17 protein-coding genes are annotated in these 18,532 nt (G+C 36.5%); 14 read left to right on the top strand and 3 right to left on the bottom strand.

Annotated features, from left to right (window positions below; genetic code table 11):
- The first annotated feature begins 27 nt into the window (after positions 1-27).
- Positions 28-378, top strand: coding sequence for a hypothetical protein (locus BM260_RS04145; protein WP_139219895.1), 351 nt, complete (start codon positions 28-30; stop codon positions 376-378).
- A gap of 63 nt (positions 379-441) precedes the next feature.
- Complete coding sequence (hprK, locus tag BM260_RS04140; protein WP_093535262.1) at positions 442-1,365, top strand: HPr(Ser) kinase/phosphatase; 924 nt, start codon at positions 442-444, stop codon at positions 1,363-1,365.
- Positions 1,366-1,506: 141 nt separating this feature from the next.
- Here hprK and BM260_RS04135 read toward each other — a convergent pair whose 3' ends face one another.
- Both BM260_RS04135 and BM260_RS04130 read right to left on the bottom strand, forming a co-directional pair.
- The gene (locus tag BM260_RS04135) at positions 1,507-2,304 is read right to left on the bottom strand and encodes a hypothetical protein (RefSeq protein ID WP_093535260.1); all 798 of its coding nucleotides are present in this window, start codon (positions 2,302-2,304) and stop codon (positions 1,507-1,509) included.
- 154 nt (positions 2,305-2,458) lie between these two features.
- Positions 2,459-2,731: an alpha/beta-type small acid-soluble spore protein gene (locus tag BM260_RS04130; protein ID WP_093535258.1), complete on the bottom strand. Its 273-nt coding sequence runs from the start codon at positions 2,729-2,731 to the stop codon at positions 2,459-2,461.
- 259 nt (positions 2,732-2,990) lie between these two features.
- On the opposite strand from BM260_RS04130, the gene BM260_RS04125 reads away from it, so the two are divergent.
- Together BM260_RS04125 and BM260_RS04120 are read left to right on the top strand one after the other, a co-directional pair.
- Positions 2,991-3,893, top strand: a complete 903-nt coding sequence (locus BM260_RS04125) for a LysR family transcriptional regulator (RefSeq protein ID WP_093535256.1) — start codon at positions 2,991-2,993, stop codon at positions 3,891-3,893.
- Between the two features lie 99 nt (positions 3,894-3,992).
- On the top strand, positions 3,993-4,829 hold the full coding sequence (locus BM260_RS04120) for a YitT family protein (RefSeq protein ID WP_093535254.1): 837 nt from the start codon (positions 3,993-3,995) through the stop codon (positions 4,827-4,829).
- Positions 4,830-5,547: 718 nt separating this feature from the next.
- Here the strand turns inward: BM260_RS04120 and BM260_RS04110 are convergent.
- A complete protein-coding gene (locus tag BM260_RS04110) occupies positions 5,548-7,233 on the bottom strand; it encodes an Rqc2 family fibronectin-binding protein (protein WP_093535250.1) in 1,686 nt (561 codons plus the stop codon).
- A gap of 283 nt (positions 7,234-7,516) precedes the next feature.
- On the opposite strand from BM260_RS04110, the gene gmk reads away from it, so the two are divergent.
- The 10 genes from gmk (at position 7,517) to rsgA (ending at position 18,529) form a co-directional block, all read left to right on the top strand.
- Positions 7,517-8,137, top strand: a complete 621-nt coding sequence (gene gmk, locus BM260_RS04105) for a guanylate kinase (RefSeq protein WP_093535737.1) — start codon at positions 7,517-7,519, stop codon at positions 8,135-8,137.
- Position 8,138: 1 nt separating this feature from the next.
- Positions 8,139-8,363 carry a DNA-directed RNA polymerase subunit omega gene (gene rpoZ, locus BM260_RS04100; RefSeq protein WP_093535248.1) on the top strand — a complete coding sequence of 75 codons (225 nt, stop codon included), beginning with the start codon at positions 8,139-8,141 and terminating at the stop codon, positions 8,361-8,363.
- Positions 8,364-8,439: 76 nt separating this feature from the next.
- The gene (gene coaBC / locus BM260_RS04095) at positions 8,440-9,645 is read left to right on the top strand and encodes a bifunctional phosphopantothenoylcysteine decarboxylase/phosphopantothenate--cysteine ligase CoaBC (RefSeq protein WP_093535246.1); all 1,206 of its coding nucleotides are present in this window, start codon (positions 8,440-8,442) and stop codon (positions 9,643-9,645) included.
- Positions 9,642-12,053, top strand: a complete 2,412-nt coding sequence (gene priA, locus BM260_RS04090; RefSeq protein ID WP_093535244.1) for a primosomal protein N' — start codon at positions 9,642-9,644, stop codon at positions 12,051-12,053. Before coaBC ends, priA begins: the two co-directional genes overlap by 4 nt.
- 23 nt (positions 12,054-12,076) lie before the next feature.
- Complete coding sequence (gene def, locus BM260_RS04085) at positions 12,077-12,565, top strand: peptide deformylase (RefSeq protein ID WP_093535242.1); 489 nt, start codon at positions 12,077-12,079, stop codon at positions 12,563-12,565.
- Positions 12,562-13,503, top strand: a complete 942-nt coding sequence (fmt, locus tag BM260_RS04080; RefSeq protein ID WP_093535240.1) for a methionyl-tRNA formyltransferase — start codon at positions 12,562-12,564, stop codon at positions 13,501-13,503. Before def ends, fmt begins: the two co-directional genes overlap by 4 nt.
- On the top strand, positions 13,500-14,852 hold the full coding sequence (gene rsmB, locus BM260_RS04075; protein WP_093535238.1) for a 16S rRNA (cytosine(967)-C(5))-methyltransferase RsmB: 1,353 nt from the start codon (positions 13,500-13,502) through the stop codon (positions 14,850-14,852). Before fmt ends, rsmB begins: the two co-directional genes overlap by 4 nt.
- A 40-nt stretch (positions 14,853-14,892) precedes the next feature.
- Positions 14,893-15,630, top strand: a complete 738-nt coding sequence (locus BM260_RS04070; protein WP_093535236.1) for a Stp1/IreP family PP2C-type Ser/Thr phosphatase — start codon at positions 14,893-14,895, stop codon at positions 15,628-15,630.
- A 2-nt stretch (positions 15,631-15,632) separates the two neighbouring features.
- Positions 15,633-17,630 (top strand): Stk1 family PASTA domain-containing Ser/Thr kinase, encoded by a 1,998-nt coding sequence (gene pknB / locus BM260_RS04065; protein WP_093535234.1) that lies wholly within the window; start codon positions 15,633-15,635, stop codon positions 17,628-17,630.
- A gap of 17 nt (positions 17,631-17,647) precedes the next feature.
- A complete protein-coding gene (gene rsgA / locus BM260_RS04060; protein ID WP_093535232.1) occupies positions 17,648-18,529 on the top strand; it encodes a ribosome small subunit-dependent GTPase A in 882 nt (293 codons plus the stop codon).
- The last annotated feature ends 3 nt before the right edge of the window (positions 18,530-18,532 follow it).

The raw sequence follows: 18,532 nt of genomic DNA, 5'->3' as shown, positions 1-18,532 counted from the left end.
GATCGTTTTCTTATAGACAATTTTAACGTGAAACTAATTCTATTCTTACTCGTATATTTAGAAGGCTTTTTGTTAAGAGGAATTATGGGGAATTCAAAAGTTATTCATGAGTATACTGAAAAAAGGATAGAGCTATTTTGGTGGATTTTTTATCTGGTTGTTTTAACAGTAGGCTTTATTATTGGCGTAACATTAATAGTTTTTCCGATATATTTGCTTATTCAATTCGGGGCACCTTGGTTACTTATCTTATATAGTTTTATTCTTTTAGGGGTTTGGATAGATATCAAATTAGTTTACTATACCCCAAAAATGCTTTGGAATAATAATCATCTTTCCTCTTATACTTTGCTTGAGAATAAAATTGAAACGAAATGAATAGTTATGCACTTATTTTTGTTATATGATGAGTTAATGATACGGAGAGAGCGAGTGTAAGCGATGAAAATTTTAACTGTGATGGACCTTGTGAATAGATTTTCTCTAGAAGTTTTATCTGGTCACAATCAATTCCATCGGGTAGTAAAGAAAACAAAAGTACGACGTCCAGGCTTGGAGTTTATGGACAAGTTCGATTTTATAGCAACGGAACATATTCAAATCCTAGGGAAAAATGAAATAAATTATTTACACACACTCCAGATTGAAGAGTGTAAGTTACGTATAGGTAACATTATTCAATACGATCCACCTTGTATAATAATTACCTCCAACCAGGCCGAGCCTCCCGGTCTAATACAATATTGTGTAGAAAATGATATCCCACTATTGCGCACTCCTGATTCTACAAGCGCAGTAAGTGCAAAACTAGATGCATTTGTTGTAAAAGCGATGGCTCCAGAGATTTCAATTCATGGTGTTTGTGTGAATGTATCTGGTATGGGGATTTTGTTGCGGGGGAAATCTGGTGTCGGTAAAAGTGAAACAGCACATACACTAATAGGGCGTGGCCATAGGCTAGTAGCAGATGATATCGTTGTGTTAAAAAAGCTAAGTCCACAGACTCTTTTAGGTTCTCATAATGAGAAAAACAAAGAATTTTTGGCGCTACGAAGTATTGGTTTGTTGAATGTAGTCCGTCTATATGGCCGTACTGCATTTCAAGAGGAAACTCGAATCGCATTAGATATTGAGTTAACTAAATGGGAAAGCAATACATTAAACAATGAATTAGAATTAGAAACAAAATTTATAGATTATATGGGTGTTCAAATACCGCATATGCAAATCCAATTACAACCTGGCCGTGATGTTGCGGGACTTATTGAGGCAGCGGCAAATAATTGGTATTTAAAACAGCAAGGATATAGTGCTGCAGAAGAGTTTGTAAAGCGATTAGAGGAAGATTTTGAAGAGGAAGGTTAATATTAAGTGTTGGTTACATCATATTAGCAATAGGACTGTAATACTTGGTGGGATAACTGAAAACGTGCTATGTAGTCACTCGAAGTTTTCGACTGGTACTAAGCACGTTTTCAGTTTGAAGAAAGTATAGTCAAATATTGCTTATTGTAGAATGTTTGGTGTAGTTGAATTCTTATGACTTGATTTCGATACTTCTACTATGATGGATGAGTCTATATTCGAATTGTTAGATTTCCCGTTTGTATCAGTGTTTGCTATTGCGGGAGCAGCTTTCTTATCATTAGTACTAGAAGCTGATTTTGAGTTGTTTCCACTTGATGTAGCATTTTTCTTGCTAGTTCCCTCACTAGTTCCGGAAGCTTGTTTTTGCTCATTTTTAGTACCTGATGATTGTTGTGAACTTGCCATATTCGTTACTTCTTTGACTGCTTGACTTAACTGAGGGGCAATAGTTTGAGCGAGGTTACCGATTGATGGTGAATTGCTCCCCATATTACTTTGGTCAGCCGAATTGCTAGTCTGATTTCCTCCTGCGTTCTGAGAGCCAGAAGTATTTTGAGACGAATTAGCATTTGTTAGTTTTTGTGCAAGACTTCCAACCATTTGCATGATCCCACCATGCTGGTTGTCAGTATTCCCACCTGATGCATATTGTCCTGTTTGAGTTCCATTAGCCATCTGGTTACTGGAATTAGCTTGTGCACCTGATTTAGCATTTTCATTAGCTAAATTATCCATCACCGTACCAATCGCTTTCGTCGGACAAAACTTTGTTGCTCCTTCAGCAGCTTTCATAGAACCAAAAAGGACGAGCATCTTCCCGCTTCTGCTTTTAGGTTCATGTAAAAGTCGTACAGTTCCATAAGTGGTCATTACTGAACCTAACATGAACCGAAAAAAAGCAGTTCCTGGACTAAGGTTTTGTTGGTTAAATGCCATTTGTCATGACCTCCTCTTTTCATTTTTTATTTCTCGGGAAATACTTTAATGTCAAAAAACAGATAATTAATTTAATCTTATCTGTTTCAGCTTTATAATCCCCCCATCTACAGGTTTTATGCTATTGAATTGTTTTCCTTATTTATAGAGGGAATTATCTTTTCATCATTTGATCTTGCGCCATTCTAACCATTTCTTTCACCATACTCCCACCAATTGGTCCACCAATTTTGCCTGCTTGTGCTGAAGTAAGTTTACCGTTATATCCATTATTTAAGGGAATACTTAACTCTTCTGCAACTTCGTATTTTACATCGTCCGGATTATTGCTTTTTAGCTTATAACCTTGCTCCTTCATAACTCGCAACTTTAATTTATCTAACTCCTCACGTGCAGAAGGTACTAGTATTTTATTTTTTTGCGCCATTTTGTTTCACTCCTTTTTGGTAGTCTTTCCGCAAAAGGAAAGCTTATTCTTTTAAAGATAATGCCCGATGCATAAAGAATTATATATAAATAACTAGGAATTCACTTTACCCTAATATTTTAAATGATTTTAATTAATATAATTAATTTCATTAATATTGAAAAAGATACTATAATATCATTTGGCGGTAAAAACTATCGCCATTTAAATAGGATTCCTATACAATATGAGGAATATTATTCGTATGGGGGAATTGACTATGGAACTTCGCAATCTAAAGACCTTTTTAGTTGTAGCTGAATGTGGAGGATTTACTCGAGCTGGTGAGCAGTTGGGATACACACAGTCGACAGTTACAAATCATGTAAGGGCATTGGAGGAGGCTGTTGGAAATCGCCTTTTTGACCGGCTAGGAAAAACAGTTGTTCTAACAGATGCAGGGAACCATTTAGCATCGTATGCAAAGGAAATATTACATCTTTATCAGGAAGCGGTCGATTCTTCCCGATTAAATACAGAGCCTTCCGGTACAGTATTGATCGGAGCAAATGAATCTTTAATGGTATATAGACTGCCAACTATTTTATATGAATTCAAAAGGCTGTATCCAAAAGTCCAACTTATATTACAACCTTCCGAAAGTCAGGAGCTTAATAATGAGTTGAAATCTGGGAAATTTGACTTGGCTTTATTTACAAATCCTGAAAAATTAGGACCTGACATTGTTACGAATGATTTAGTAAGAGAGACGTTGGTAATGATTGCACCTGCAGGACATCGATTATGTGGTAAAGCGATGATAACTCCAAACGACTTGGAAGATGAAGTATTACTTTTAACAGAGACCGGAAGCTATCGCGATTTGCTAGAAAGATGGATTAAAGAGGAGGGTGTTGGTTGTTCACGAATAGCTTTTTGGAATATCGAAGCTATTAAACAATCAGTGAAGTGTGGATTAGGTCTTTCCTATCTCCCTTTGATGACGGTGAGAGAAGAACTAGAACGAGGCAGCTTAGTTGCTTTACCTTGGGTGCACAGTGATGAATTTGTGACTACTCAACTAGCGTATCACAAAGATAAATGGCTTACCCCAGCTATGAATAAATTAATAGAAATAATCGAGAAGCACGCAAAGAAATGGGAGTCGGAAGACCGACAGTAAACTACATAGAGTGAAACCTCCATGCGTGGAGGATTACAGCCCGTAAAAAGGGATAGAGTAGAATTTTTGCCTGGTTATTCGTAGGAGGATATACATAATATGGCACAACAACGTATGAAAGAAATATTGTTAATCATTATTGGATCATTGTTATTCGCAGTTGGGATTAACTATTTTGCAATTCCGTACAGATTATCCGAAGGTGGGGTAATTGGGGTAACGGTAATTACCTATTATCTATTTGAATGGTCACCAGGGGTTGTCAACCTGATGATTAATGCGGTCCTTTTGGCTATTGGTTATAAATTTTTTGACAAAAAGACAATGATATATACAGTAATTGGAATTGTTTTTTCTTCTCTGTTTCTGTTTCTAACAGAAGATGTAGGTCATCAATTGAATGGCGATACATTGCTAGCTGCTCTTTTCTCTGGTGTGTTTGTAGGTCTTGGTCTGGGTTTAATGTTCAGAGCAGGCGGAACTTCCGGAGGATCAGCCATTTTAGCTCGTTTAGCCAATCAGTATTTAGGATGGAGTCTAGGAAAAGGTGTTTTAGTTATTGATATTATTGTTATTGCGGGATCTGTATTTATCATTGGACAGGAAAAAGCAATGTACACGCTTGTTGCCGTATTTTTAGGTTCAAAAGTGATTGACTATGTAATTGAAGGATTAAATAGTCGAACTGCAGTGACAATTATCTCTGAACATTCGGAGGAAATTCGCCAATTTATAGTGTCCAATATGTCGCGTGGTGTAACAATTTTAGAAGGTCGAGGCGGGTACAGTCAAAACCAAAAAGAAGTTCTCTATATTGTTATAAACCAACCTGAACTAGTACAGCTGAAGCAAACTGTCAGTAGCGTAGATAAAAATGCGTTCGTTGTCGTTCACGAAGTCCGCGATGTATTAGGTAGTAGTTTTAGTGTCAATTAAAATAAAAGAAGATTTGGGTTAATAATTTTAAAGGCCACTTGATGTTAACGCATCAAGTGGCCTTTCCCATTGGTATTGATATTTCCCATATAATGTTTGGAATGAACAAGTAAAGACTAAATTATTTATGTCTTGGTTAAGCTTGTATTGAGTCTCTCATGGTTCTTAGAAAGGTTGAAAATTAAAATTCCTACTCTATAGGAAGTGTATTATCCGCTTATATTATGAATATGGTATGTAAAGACTATTTTGGCTTTAGTAAACAAAAATATTTTCTTATTTTCGGAAAGAGGTGTTCAAGATGAGTTTTAAGATTGCAATCTTAGTATGTTTAACTCTAATGTGTCTCATTGCTATAATAACTTACTATTTAGGGAAAAAGGTATCAACAAACTTATTCAAATATATCCCTGTTTTTGCTTTGGGTTTTGGTTCAATCTTTTTTTACACTAGGCTAAAATTTATATCGTACCCAAATTCCTTCGAGAGTATTTTCGATAAAGTAGCTATTTTTTTACTTTTAGTCGTGTTCACTATCGCATTGTTAGAAGCAGTCATCATAGAGATTGTAGCTAATACAGAATTATTTCGAAAAGGTTTTCTAGTTATGCGAAAAAGATTGAAATTATTAACTATAAAAAAAGAACAGGTCTGACAGAAGTAAAGATTTACTTCCAACAGACCTTTCTTTTAGCTTTTTTTAGAGATTAACATCTTTCTACTTTTTCATATTTCTAATCTTTTCTTCGTCCGGTGTGATAAATAAGGTGGTCTGTTCAAAATAGATGACAAATCCAGGTTTTGCCCCATTTGGTTTTTTCACTTGTTTAATTACCGTATAATCTACCGGAACTGAGGAAGATTCGCGTGCTTTACTAAAATATGCTGCAAGATTTGCCGCTTCTAATAGTGCTTGTTCTGACGGATTCTCTGAATGTATAACTACATGGGATCCAGGGATATCCTTTGTATGAAGCCATGTATCCGTTTTACGAGCTAATTTAAAAGTTACAAAATCATTCTGTTTATTGTTTTTGCCGACCGATATCTCGGTACCATCCGAGGCGATAAATCTTTCTGGTGTTGGCTTAACGGGCTTTTTCTTCTTTTTCGAAGCACGCATTTTCAGTAATCCTTGCTCCATTAACTCTTCTCGAATTTCTTCAATATCAGTTGGAGAGGCTTGCATTACTTGTTGGAGCAGTAACTCAAAGTAAGCAATATCATCTTTGGTAATTTCAAATTGCTGTTCTATTTTTAATAATGCAGTTTTAGCTTTTGTATAACGGCTATAATACTTTTGTGCATTTTGCGTAGCAGTTTTTCGGACATCTAAAGGAATCACAATTGTTTTTTCATTTTCATCGTAATAATTTACTAGCTCTACTTCTTTTAATCCTTTTTCAATCGCATGTGCATTTGCCATGACTAGCTCACCAAATAGTTGATAAGTTTCTAAGTTCTCTGCTTGTTCAAAGTCTTTTTGGAGTTTTTTCATTTTTAACTTCAATTTGTTTAATTCGTTTTGAAGCCATTTTTCTAAATCTCCTGCTTGCTGCTTCACACGGTCGCGTTCTGCTTTTGCAAAATAGACCCGATCCAATAAATTACCTAAACTTGCTTCATCGAATTTGTCGCCTTCCAAATGAGTTAATGCATTTGGTGAATAATAGGATTTTCCATTTACTTCTACAATTTGTTTTGTAGAGCCACCATGCGTAATCTCTTGGATAAACTCCTTATAAATCTCCACTCTATCCGTTGAACTTTGGAATCTATACATGATTTCCTTCGCATGTAATGGAGAAAAACCAGAAATTTGATCCATAATTTCTTTCGAATCATTAGCCGATTTAAGTACTGCTTCTAGTTTTTCTGAAACATCGAGTGGATTCAGCTTGTTTTGAGAAGGAGGAGCAATATAGGGCTGTCCTGGTAAAATAGTACGATAACTATTCATAGAAGGAGAGAGATGCTTTATACTTTCTAAGATTAAATTGCGAGTTGGATCTACTAAAAGCAAATTACTGTGACGTCCCATTATTTCCATATGAATTTCACGGGAAATATCATCACCGATTTCGTTTTTACTTTGTATTTGGAAAATAATAATTCGATCACTTTCATGTTGATGAATTCCAGTAATAATTCCACCTTCTAAATGCTTACGCAATACCATACAAAATAGTGGTGGTTGTGCTGGATTGTCAATTGTTTCGTGTGTAATTTGTACGCGTGAATAAGATGAATGAACTGAGAACAAAAGTTTGTAATTTTTACCTTGAGCTCTAATATGCATTAATATCTCTTGTGAATTGGGCTGGTGTATTTTAGAAATACGTCCGGACACGAGTTGTTGTAATTCTGTTGTCATAGATATAGTAAATAAACCGTCAAATGCCATAAGTACTCCTCTTTCAAATCATTATTTTTATTGTGCTGCGTGCGCCTTCTATATGTCGAGCTCGAGCACCTAGTGCCTAAAGTTACTTCATAATATCGAGGTCGTAGAATGTAGGTCATTTATTCGTGGTGACACGACGTCACTAAATTAGACGACTTCTAAAGCATCGGCGCTTGCACTTATCTAATATATCTTATCATTTTCCAGTACACTTGTGTTATAATCAGTTAAGTATGTAATTGGAAGAAGTCGTTGTAGTATGACTGTATTTGAAGGAGACGTTATGCGAAGAGAAAAAGGTATATTGATCGTTTTATCAGGTCCATCAGGAGTAGGTAAAGGGACAGTTAGAAAAGAGTTGTTTTCCGAACCCGGTACAAACTATGAGTACTCTATCTCTATGACTACAAGAAGCCCTCGTGAAGGTGAAGTAGACGGAGTAGATTATTTCTTTAAACAAAAAGCAGAATTTGAACAACTGATTGAAGAAGGTAAATTGTTAGAGTATGCAGCATATGTGGGGAATTATTATGGAACTCCTATCGACTATGTGAATGCTACGTTAGATTCGGGACGCGATGTTTTCTTGGAAATTGAAGTTCAAGGAGCAGCGCTTGTTCGCGAGAAAGCTCCAGAAGCTTTATTTATATTCCTTGCGCCTCCAAGCCTTTCTGAACTCCAACAAAGACTTATTGGCCGAGGAACGGAAACAGAAGATGTCATCAGTTCACGTATTCAAGCTGCACGACAAGAGCTTGAAATGATGCATTTATATGATTATGTAGTAGAAAACGATGAAGTGTCTAAAGCATGTGCGAAAATTAATGCAATTGTCGTAGCCGAACATTGTCGTCGTGAACGTGTAGAAAAAAGATATTCAGCTATGCTGGAAGGAGAAATTTAATATGTTATATCCATCTGTAGATTCTTTAAAAACGCAAATCGATTCAAAATATTCTTTAGTGACGGTTGCATCCAAGCGAGCTCGTCAGTTACAAGAAGAAGGCGGAGAACGTCTAACTTCATATGTGTCCTATAAAAAAGTAGGAAGAGCGTTAGAGGAAGTTGCAGCTGGTGAGTTAACTATATTATCATCAAATGATTCTGTAGTTTATGAAGACGAAGTTTAAATATTTTTGTTAGCAATGACCTCCCAAAGAATGTACGTTTCTTTGGGAGGTTGTTGTTTAGAGGAGAGAATTCATAATGTTAACTTCTAAAAAAATTCTTATCTGTGTTACTGGTGGAATTGCTGTATACAAAGCAGTTGCGCTGGTTAGTAAATTGACTCAAGCAGGCGCAAATGTAAAAGTAATGATGACAAAATCAGCAATGGAATTTGTGCAGCCGTTAAGCTTCCAAGCAATGTCTAGGAATGATGTGTATTTTGACACATTTGATGAAAAGGATTCTAGTGTAATTGCACATATAGATTTAGCAGACTGGGCTGACCTGGTAATTGTAGCACCAGCAACAGCTAATGTGATTGGTAAGTTAGCAAATGGTATTGCTGATGATATGGTCACTACTACTTTATTAGCGACTACTGCTGATGCATGGATAGCACCTGCGATGAACGTACATATGTATGATAATGCTGCGGTTATTCGCAATATTGCCCAACTTTCAAAAGATGGATTTCATTTTATAGAGCCTTCTGAAGGTTTTTTAGCATGTGGATATGTTGGGAAAGGTCGTTTAGAGGAACCAGAGAAGATTGTACAGTTGGTGGAGGGATATTTTGTCCCGAAAGAACTACCTTTAAAAGGAAAAAAAGTTGTAGTTACAGCCGGACCAACAAGAGAGAGAATAGATCCTGTTCGTTTTTTAACTAACTTTTCTAGTGGGAAAATGGGTTACGCTATGGCAGAAGCAGCAGCTAGTCTAGGAGCTGAAACAATTTTGATATCAGGCCCTGTCAGTTTAAGTCCACCACCAAATGTAACACTTGTTTCTGTAGAAAGTGCCAAAGAAATGTTAGATGCCGTTTTACTTCATTTTGATACAGCAACAATGGTTGTCAAAACTGCTGCTGTGGCAGATTACAAACCAAAGGAAGTTCATTCGCAAAAGATGAAAAAACAACCAGGGGAGTCTGTAATTGTATTAGAAAGAACTACTGACATTCTTTTGGAGTTAGGGAAACGAAAAAAAGACCAATTATTAATAGGTTTTGCAGCAGAAACCAATGATGTGATCCACTATGCTAAAAGCAAGTTAGATAAGAAAAATGCAGATTATATTATTGCTAATGACGTGACGGAGGAAGGATCTGGATTTGGAACAGATACGAATGCTGTTACGTTAGTAGGTAAAAATATAGAACAGTATTTTGGACATCAAACTAAAAAAGTGCTCGCTCTACAATTACTGCAAACTATTATTCAATTGGAGAAAGATGATGCCAAATGATAGTAGAAGTTATCGTAGATGTATCAGCTTATCCTATTGACCGTCCTTTTGACTATATAGTTCCTGATAAATTAGAGACAGTGATAGAGCGTGGAAGTCGAGTGCATGTACCCTTTGGAAATAGAAAAGTACAGGGGTTTATAACGAATATTAAAGAAAAATCTGATTTAGATATGTCCAAGCTAAAAGCGATTATCTCAATAATCGATGTGGAGCCTGTTATAACTGATGAATTATTACAGCTTTCCAAGTGGATGACACAAAAAACACTCTGTTATGAAATAGATGCACTTCAAGTGATGTTACCTGCCGCTCTTCGTGCTTCATATAAAAAAGAAATTCGATTAGTAGAACATGATGGTATAGATATAGAAACATTAGCTCTGTTTGGGTCAAAAGAGTCTATATCATACGAAATTTTTGAAAAAGCCGGCATGCTAAAACAGATGAAAAAATATCTGGAACAAGGGAAGTTCCAGTTAGATACTGTCATTAAGCAACAAGGTAAGGTAAAAACAATTACCAAGTATCGTATGGTACAGGATGAGGAATTAGTCCTATCACAACTAAATACGCTACCCAAAAATGCAATCAAACAAAAAGAACTTATTGAATGGCTTTTACTTAAGAAGCAACCCTCGTATACAATGCTAGAACTTAAAGATTCTACGCAAACAAATAATCATACGGTTAAAGCTTTAATAGATAAAGGTATCTTAGAAACAAAAAACAAAGAAATATACCGTGAAATAAACAGCCTAGAGTATAACGATGAGGATCATAGATTTAAATTGACAGACGAACAACAGGAAGCACTTACTAAAATTAATAATGCACAGGATAATAATGAACATACTACTTTTCTGTTACATGGCATTACGGGTAGCGGGAAAACAGAAATTTATTTGAATGCTATTGAAAAGTCAATAAATGAAGGCAAACAGGCAATTATGCTTGTACCTGAAATATCATTAACTCCCCAAATGACTAGAAGATTTAAATTACGTTTTGACGATCAAGTAGCTGTTATGCATAGTGGGCTATCAGTCGGAGAAAAATTTGATGAATGGCGAAAAATTTGGCGTGGGGAAGTTAAGGTTGTTGTAGGAGCTAGATCTGCCATTTTTGCACCTTTTAAAAATTTAGGTTTGATAATTCTCGACGAGGAGCATGAATCTACATATAAACAAGAAGATACACCAAGATACCATGCAAGAGATGTTGCTATATGGAGAAGTAATTTTCATCAATGTCCCGTTATTTTAGGAAGTGCAACACCTTCCCTTGAATCATATGCACGAGCTTCCAAGGGTGTATACAGTTTGTTAACATTACAAATGCGTGCAAAAGAACAGCCCTTACCAGTCGTGAATATTGTAGATATGCGTGCAGAGTTGAAAAATGGTAATCGTTCCATGTTCAGTGTAGATCTTGCGGATGCTGTAAGAGAAAAGCTAGAGAAAAAAGAACAAATCGTATTATTTTTAAACAAAAGAGGATTTTCATCATTCGTACTTTGCAGAGATTGTGGAACTGTAGTTGAATGCGATAATTGTGATATTTCGTTAACTTATCATCGAGAAGGCGAGCAACTGAAATGTCATTATTGCGGACATGAAGAACCTGTACCGAAGCAATGTCCAGAATGTCAAAGTGAGCATATACGATTTTTCGGAACGGGAACTCAAAAAGTAGAAGAGGAAATCACTAAGTTATTTCCTTATGCAAGAGTTCTACGGATGGATGTAGATACGACTAGGACAAAGGGTTCTCATGAACGGATCTTAAAACAATTCGGAGATGGAGAAGCAGACATTTTGCTCGGTACCCAGATGATTGCTAAAGGGCTTGATTTCCCTAATATAACACTGGTTGGAGTGTTAAACGCGGATACCACTCTGCATTTAGCCGATTTTAGAGCCGCTGAAAAAACATTTCAGCTGATGACACAAGTTAGTGGTCGAGCTGGTCGACACGATAAAGAGGGACAGGTATACATTCAAACTTATACCCCAGAGCATTATGCCATTGAATATTCAAAGTCACAGTTGTATGAACCGTTCTATCATAAAGAAATGCTAGTACGAAAACAGTTTGAATATCCACCTTTCTACTATTTAACACTTGTTCAAGTAACACATGAAAATGTTATGTTAGCATCGGAATATGCAAAATTAGCGACTGATTGGTTACGAGAGAATCTTTCCTCTACTACGATGGTCATAGGACCAACATCTAGCGCTATTAGTAAGATACAAAATAGATATCGTTACCAATGTTTGATAAAATACAAAAAAGAACCAATACTAGTTGAAAAACTTCAACAGTTAATAAAAATATACCGAACAGAGTGGATAAAAAAAGGAATCATTTTAACGATTGATTTAGATCCATCCACTATTTTATAAGGTGTTTGAAAAGAGGAAAAGAAATGGCAGTACGTTCAATCATTACACATCCCAATGATGTATTATTAAAGAAATGTGAAGAAGTTACCAAGTTTGACAATAAACTAGCGAAACTTTTAGACGATATGTATGACACGATGGTTGCTTCAGATGGAATCGGCATAGCTGCACCACAAGTTGGAGAGACGATCCAGGCAGCTATCGTCGACTTAGGTGAAGGGCAAGATATTATCGAAATGATTAATCCTGAGATAGTGGAAGTCGGAGGTTCAGAAATAGAAGTGGAAGGATGTCTTAGTTTTCCCGACATTTATGGAGAAGTAGAACGTCCATTTTTTGTGAAAGTAGAAGCTCAAGATCGAACAGGAGCTTTATATGAATTACAAGCAGAGGATTATGAGGCAAGAGCGATTTTACATGAAATTGACCATTTGCACGGTGTTTTATTTACGACTAAGGTTGTTCGTTACGTTGAATTAGATGAAATTGAAAATGAGGTGGAAGAAGTATGACTTCTATTATCTTCATGGGTACCCCAGCATTCTCTGCTCCTATCTTGAGAATGTTAGTAGAAGAAGGCTATAAAGTTAAGGCTGTCGTGACTCAACCAGATCGACCAGTAGGGCGGAAGAAAGTGCTAACGGCTCCACCTGTCAAAGAAGAAGCTATTAAACTTGGCTTACCTGTCATTCAACCAAACAAACTAAAGGGATCAGAAGAGCTAGAGCAAATTATTGCACTAAAACCAGATTTGATCATCACCGCTGCTTTTGGTCAGATTCTTCCAAAAGAATTGTTAGACGTTCCTGAACTTGGATGCATAAATGTTCATGCCTCGTTGCTTCCTGCATACCGTGGAGGAGCTCCAATTCATCAAGCGATTATTGATGGCCAAAGGCAAACTGGTGTCACTATAATGTATATGGAAGAGAAATTAGACGCTGGAGATATTATATCGCAAAGTGAGATATCTATTGAACATACGGATGATACCGGACTATTATTTGAAAAACTAAGTGCAGTAGGCTCTAACCTACTTAAAGAAACATTGCCTTCGATTATCGCTAAAGAGAATAATCGGATAAAACAAGATGACAGCCTAGTGACATTTGCTAAAAATATTTCTCGTGAACAAGAAAGAATGGACTGGAATAATTCAGCACTACAATTACACAATCAAGTCCGTGGGCTCCATCCGTGGCCTGTAGCATATACAACATTAGAGGGACAAGTAGTGAAGATATGGAAAGCGGATACTATTAACTCTCAAACAAACGAAAAGCCTGGAACTGTTGTAAAAATTGAGTCGGATTATTTCGTTGTACAAACTGGCAAATCAGATGCAATTCGCATTAATGAGTTACAACCAGCAGGTAAGAAGAAAATGTCCGCTGAAGATTATTTGCGCGGTGTAGGTTCGAAATTGCGAATAGGAGATACTTTTGAATGACTAAAAAAAATGAAAAGATTTGGACAGGTAATGTTCGAGATGCAGCCCTTACTATATTAATGGCTGTTGAAAAGCAACAAGCTTATAGTAACTTACTGTTACACCAAACAATCGAAAAATATACGATTGACGCTAAAGACCGCGCTTTGCTTACGGAACTAACATACGGCACACTTCAATATAAAATGACACTAGATTACTATTTGCAACCGTTTATAAAAGGTAAGTTAGATGACTGGGTGAAGCAATTACTCCGATTATCCTTATATCAAATTCATTATTTATCTCGAATTCCTGATCATGCTGCTGTGAACGAAGCAGTAGAAATCGCGAAAAGAAGAGGACATAAAGGGATTGCCTCAGCGGTTAACGGTATATTACGGTCCATTTTAAGAGAAGGCGTACGTTCAACGGAAGATATTAAGGATAGAGAAGAGAGACTTTCCATCGAAACGAGCCACCCTCTATGGATGGTGAAGCGTTTTATATCCCAATATGGTTTTGAAACAACAGAAAAAATGTTAAAAGAAAACAACGAACCACCTGTGACTACTTTGCGAGTAAACTTATTTAAACGTACCGTTGATCAAGTAATTCATCAAATGACTCAAGAAGGCCATGTAGTCGCTAAAAGTGAAATCATTCCTGAATGTATTTACCTGATCAACGGACAAGCAGCGAGAACAACTGCTTATCGAGAAGGCTTTGTGACCATTCAAGATGAAAGTTCAATGATTCCAGCCTATGTTCTTCAGCCAGAACCTGGAATGACCGTTCTAGATATGTGTTCAGCACCAGGTGGGAAAACTACTCATATTGCTGAAAAAATGAAAAATACAGGGAAACTTGTAGCAATGGATATTCACCAGCATAAATTAAAGCTAGTGAAGGAAAATGCGGAACGCTTAGGATTTAGTTTCATTGAAACAGTGGAGATGGACGGAAGAAAAGCTAGTGAAAACTTTGCAGAACAATCATTTGATCGAATACTTGTTGATGCTCCGTGCAGTGGACTTGGCGTTATGAAACGTAAGCCAGATATTAAATATACTAAACAGGAAAAAGATTTTGCTTCTCTTAAACCAATTCAAATGAATTTGCTTGAAGAAGCATATAAACTATTAAAACCAGATGGATTAATGGTCTATAGTACTTGTACAGTGGATTTAGAGGAAAATGAAGGTACAACACAACTATTTTTAGATGCACATCCAGATATGAAACTTCAGCATTTTCCAGACGTTATTAAACGTATAAAGAATCAGGAAAAAGAAGGAACGCTTCAGATTTTCCCACAAGATTTACGCAGTGATGGATTTTACGTAGCTCTATTCCAAAAACAGAAATAGAGAACACTCTTTGCCAAATTCAAAAGAGGTGAATGATAAGATGAAGTTTGTTGTGAAGACGGATGTAGGTATGAAAAGAACGGTAAATGAAGATAGAGTAGAGGTTTTTAGGCGAGAAGACGGTCGTTTGCTGGCTGTAGTTGCTGATGGAATGGGTGGGCACAATGCTGGGGACGTGGCTAGTGACTTAGCTGTTTCTGAATTTAAAAAGTATTTTGCTGCATTCAATCCATTTATAGTAAAAGCAAAAGACTGGTTAACCTATACATTTCAATCGATTAACCAAACAGTCATGAGACATTCTAAAATGAGCGTAGAGTGCGCAGGTATGGGTACAACGTTAATCGCGGGTTTGTTTGAAAATCACCAAGGGATTATTGCCCATGTAGGGGATAGTCGCGTCTATTTAATATCTCCTGCGCAAGTGCTTCAAATTACACGAGATCATTCATATGTAAATGTGCTCATCGATTCGGGTGAAATAAGTGAAGAACAAGCGAAGACCCATCCCAACAAAAATGTTCTCATGAAAGCCATTGGTACGGAACGAACAATTCAACCAGATTTCTACGATATCGAGTTCCAACCAAACTCTTATTTACTTTTTTGTACAGACGGTTTGAGTAATAAGATAAGTGAATCATTAATGCAGTCCATTTTATATTCCAGTAAGACACTGGAAGAAAAAGGTCAAGATTTAGTGGAAGAAGCAAATAGTTTAGGTGGAGAAGATAATATTTCTTTAATCCTATTATATAACAATGCTGAGGAGGTGTAAGGATGCTGTTAGGCAAACGAATAAGTGGTAGATATAAATTACTTGAAATGATTGGCGGAGGCGGCATGTCCAATGTATATTTGGCACATGATATGATTTTAGATCGCGACGTAGCGATAAAAATATTACGGTATGATTTTGCAAATGAAGAAGAATTACGCCGCAGATTCCAACGTGAGGCCCTTTCTGCAACAAGCCTTACACATCCACATATTGTCAATATATATGATGTAGGCGAAGATGAGGATATTCATTATATTGTGATGGAGTATGTGAAGGGTAAAACATTAAAAGAATACATATTGCAGAATGCACCGGTTTCACCAACAAAATCAGTATTGTTTATGAAGCAACTTACTTCAGCAATTTCTACTGCGCATAATAATCATATTATTCATCGTGATATAAAGCCACAGAACATTTTGTTGGATGAAGAGGAAAATGTAAAGGTAACTGACTTCGGTATTGCGATGGCACTTAGTGCCACATCTTATACACAGACGAACTCTGTTCTAGGTACAGTGCATTATCTATCGCCTGAACAAGCGCGAGGCGGCACAGCCACGAAACAGTCGGATATTTATGCTTTAGGTATCGTGTTATTTGAGCTATTAACTGGACAACTACCATTTTCAGGGGAGTCTGCAGTATCAATCGCCTTAAAACATTTACAAACTGAAACACCGTCTATACGGAAAATTATTCCCTCTATACCACAAAGTATTGAAAATGTCGTCTTTAAGGCTACAGCAAAAGACCCAAAAGATAGATATCTTACGGCAGAAGAAATGGCAGATGATTTAGCAACTGCTCTATCACCTGAAAGAGCAGAAGAAGCAAAATTTGCAGTAGCTATTGATGATGATGCAACGAAGGTATTGCCTGTTATTAAAGAGCCTGTGTCATTTAATGAGATAGCTGACACCCAAAAAATGTCCACATCAGATAAAGTTTCAAAACCAGGGAAGCCAAAAAGTAAGAACAAAAAAAAGAAGATATTTGGTGGGATATTAGGTGGACTAGTCCTATTAATATTATTAAGTTTCATCGTATTTCCGGGTCTCTTTAAAGCCGAAAAGGTAGAAGTTCCTGATGTTTCTAACCTAGAATTAGAAGAGGCGATTGAACAATTAGAGTCAGAAGGATTTAAAATTGGCGATGAAACATTAGAAGTTTCAGATGAAGTGGAAGAAAACAAAATTATTCGCACCACACCGGAAGCCGGTAAGTTTCGTGAAAAAAATAGTGAAATTCATTTATTTATATCGTCTGGAAAAGAATCTTTTGTCCTTGAAAATTATATCGGTAAGAATATAGATCAAGTAACTACATTGTTACCAAATTTCAATATAGAGATAAGTGAAGACTTTGATGATCAGCCAAAAGGAACTATAATAAAACAAACACCTGCTGCAGGAGAAGAGGTCATACCAGATGAAACAGATCTTCTATTTTCTGTCAGTAAAGGCCCAGATTTACGTACAGTTAGTGATTTGACTGATTGGAATGAAAAAGCTTTAAGCGATTATGAAAAATCATCTGGATTTAAGATTAAAGTTGCAAACAGAAAAAATTCGGACTCCATTCCAAAAGGAAATGTGATGGAACAATCACCGAAACCAAATGCAAAAGTAGATCCTGGAAGTACAATAAACGTAACAATTTCTGACGGTCCAAAGGCCAAGCCTACTAAATTCGTCGTGAAAACAGTTACGATTCCTTATGAACAACCTGCCGAAGAAGAGAAAGAAGAAACCGTTGAAGGCGAGGGCGATGAGGAAGAGGAAATAAAAGAAGAACCAGTTGCTCAGAAGCAAGTAGTTCGGATATACATTGAAGACAAAACACGTTCAATGTTGGAGCCTGCCGAAGAATTTGAACTTACTGAAACGGTTGTAAAACAATTGAAATTAGAAATTAGTGAAGGTCAAAAAGCAGCATATCGAATTGAGGTAAACTCTAAAACAATCTTGCAAGAAACAATTGGGTATGATGATTAAGAATAGGGAGGTTTCGGATGCCAACAGGTCAAATAAGAAAAGCATTAAGTGGATTTTATTATGTTTACGATAATGGAAAGGTTATCCAGTGTCGCGGGCGAGGTATATTTAGAAACAGAGGAGAATCACCTTTAGTCGGTGACTTTGTTGACTATACGGTGGAAGGAAATAATGATGGGACCATTACAGTTATCCATGAGAGAAAAAACAATTTAGTCCGTCCGCCTATTGCAAATATCGATCAGGCGATATTGGTTTTTTCCATTAAGGAACCAGACTTTAATACAATCTTACTCGATCGATTCCTAGTAGTATTAGAATCTTTTCATATTGAACCGATTATTTGTTTGACGAAAAGTGATCTAATGGATGAAAAATTAGAAACTCAAATTAGGGAATACATGAAGGATTACGAAAAAATAGGGTATCAATTATTTATGACATATAAAGACGATCCAGCGTTTGATGAGAAAATTACACCTCTATTGGAAGGAAAGACAACTGTTTTGGCGGGTCAATCTGGTGTGGGTAAATCTACTTTGTTGAATACCATTTTACCTTCCTTAGATTTAAAAACTGGTGTTATTTCTAATGCATTAGGGCGAGGTAAACATACGACTAGACACGTGGAACTTATCGAGGTTTGCGGAGGTCTGCTCGCTGATACACCAGGTTTCAGCTCATTTGAGTTTGACTTGATGGAAAAAGAAGAACTTTATCGGTGTTTTCCGGAGTTTGTAGTTAAGCAAAATGATTGTAAGTTTAGAGAGTGCATGCATGTTAAGGAACCGAAATGTGCAGTAAAAGAGGCTGTAGATTCTGGTGAGATTAAGGCATATCGTTACAAACATTACTTGCAATTCTTAGAAGAAATTATGGATAGAAAGCCGAGGTACTAAATT

This window comes from Psychrobacillus psychrotolerans (assembly GCF_900115805.1).
In the GTDB taxonomy this organism is placed as follows: Bacteria; Bacillota; Bacilli; order Bacillales_A; family Planococcaceae; genus Psychrobacillus; species Psychrobacillus psychrotolerans.
Note: the sequence above shows the minus strand (reverse complement) of the source record. Positions and strands in the feature narration are given on the sequence as shown.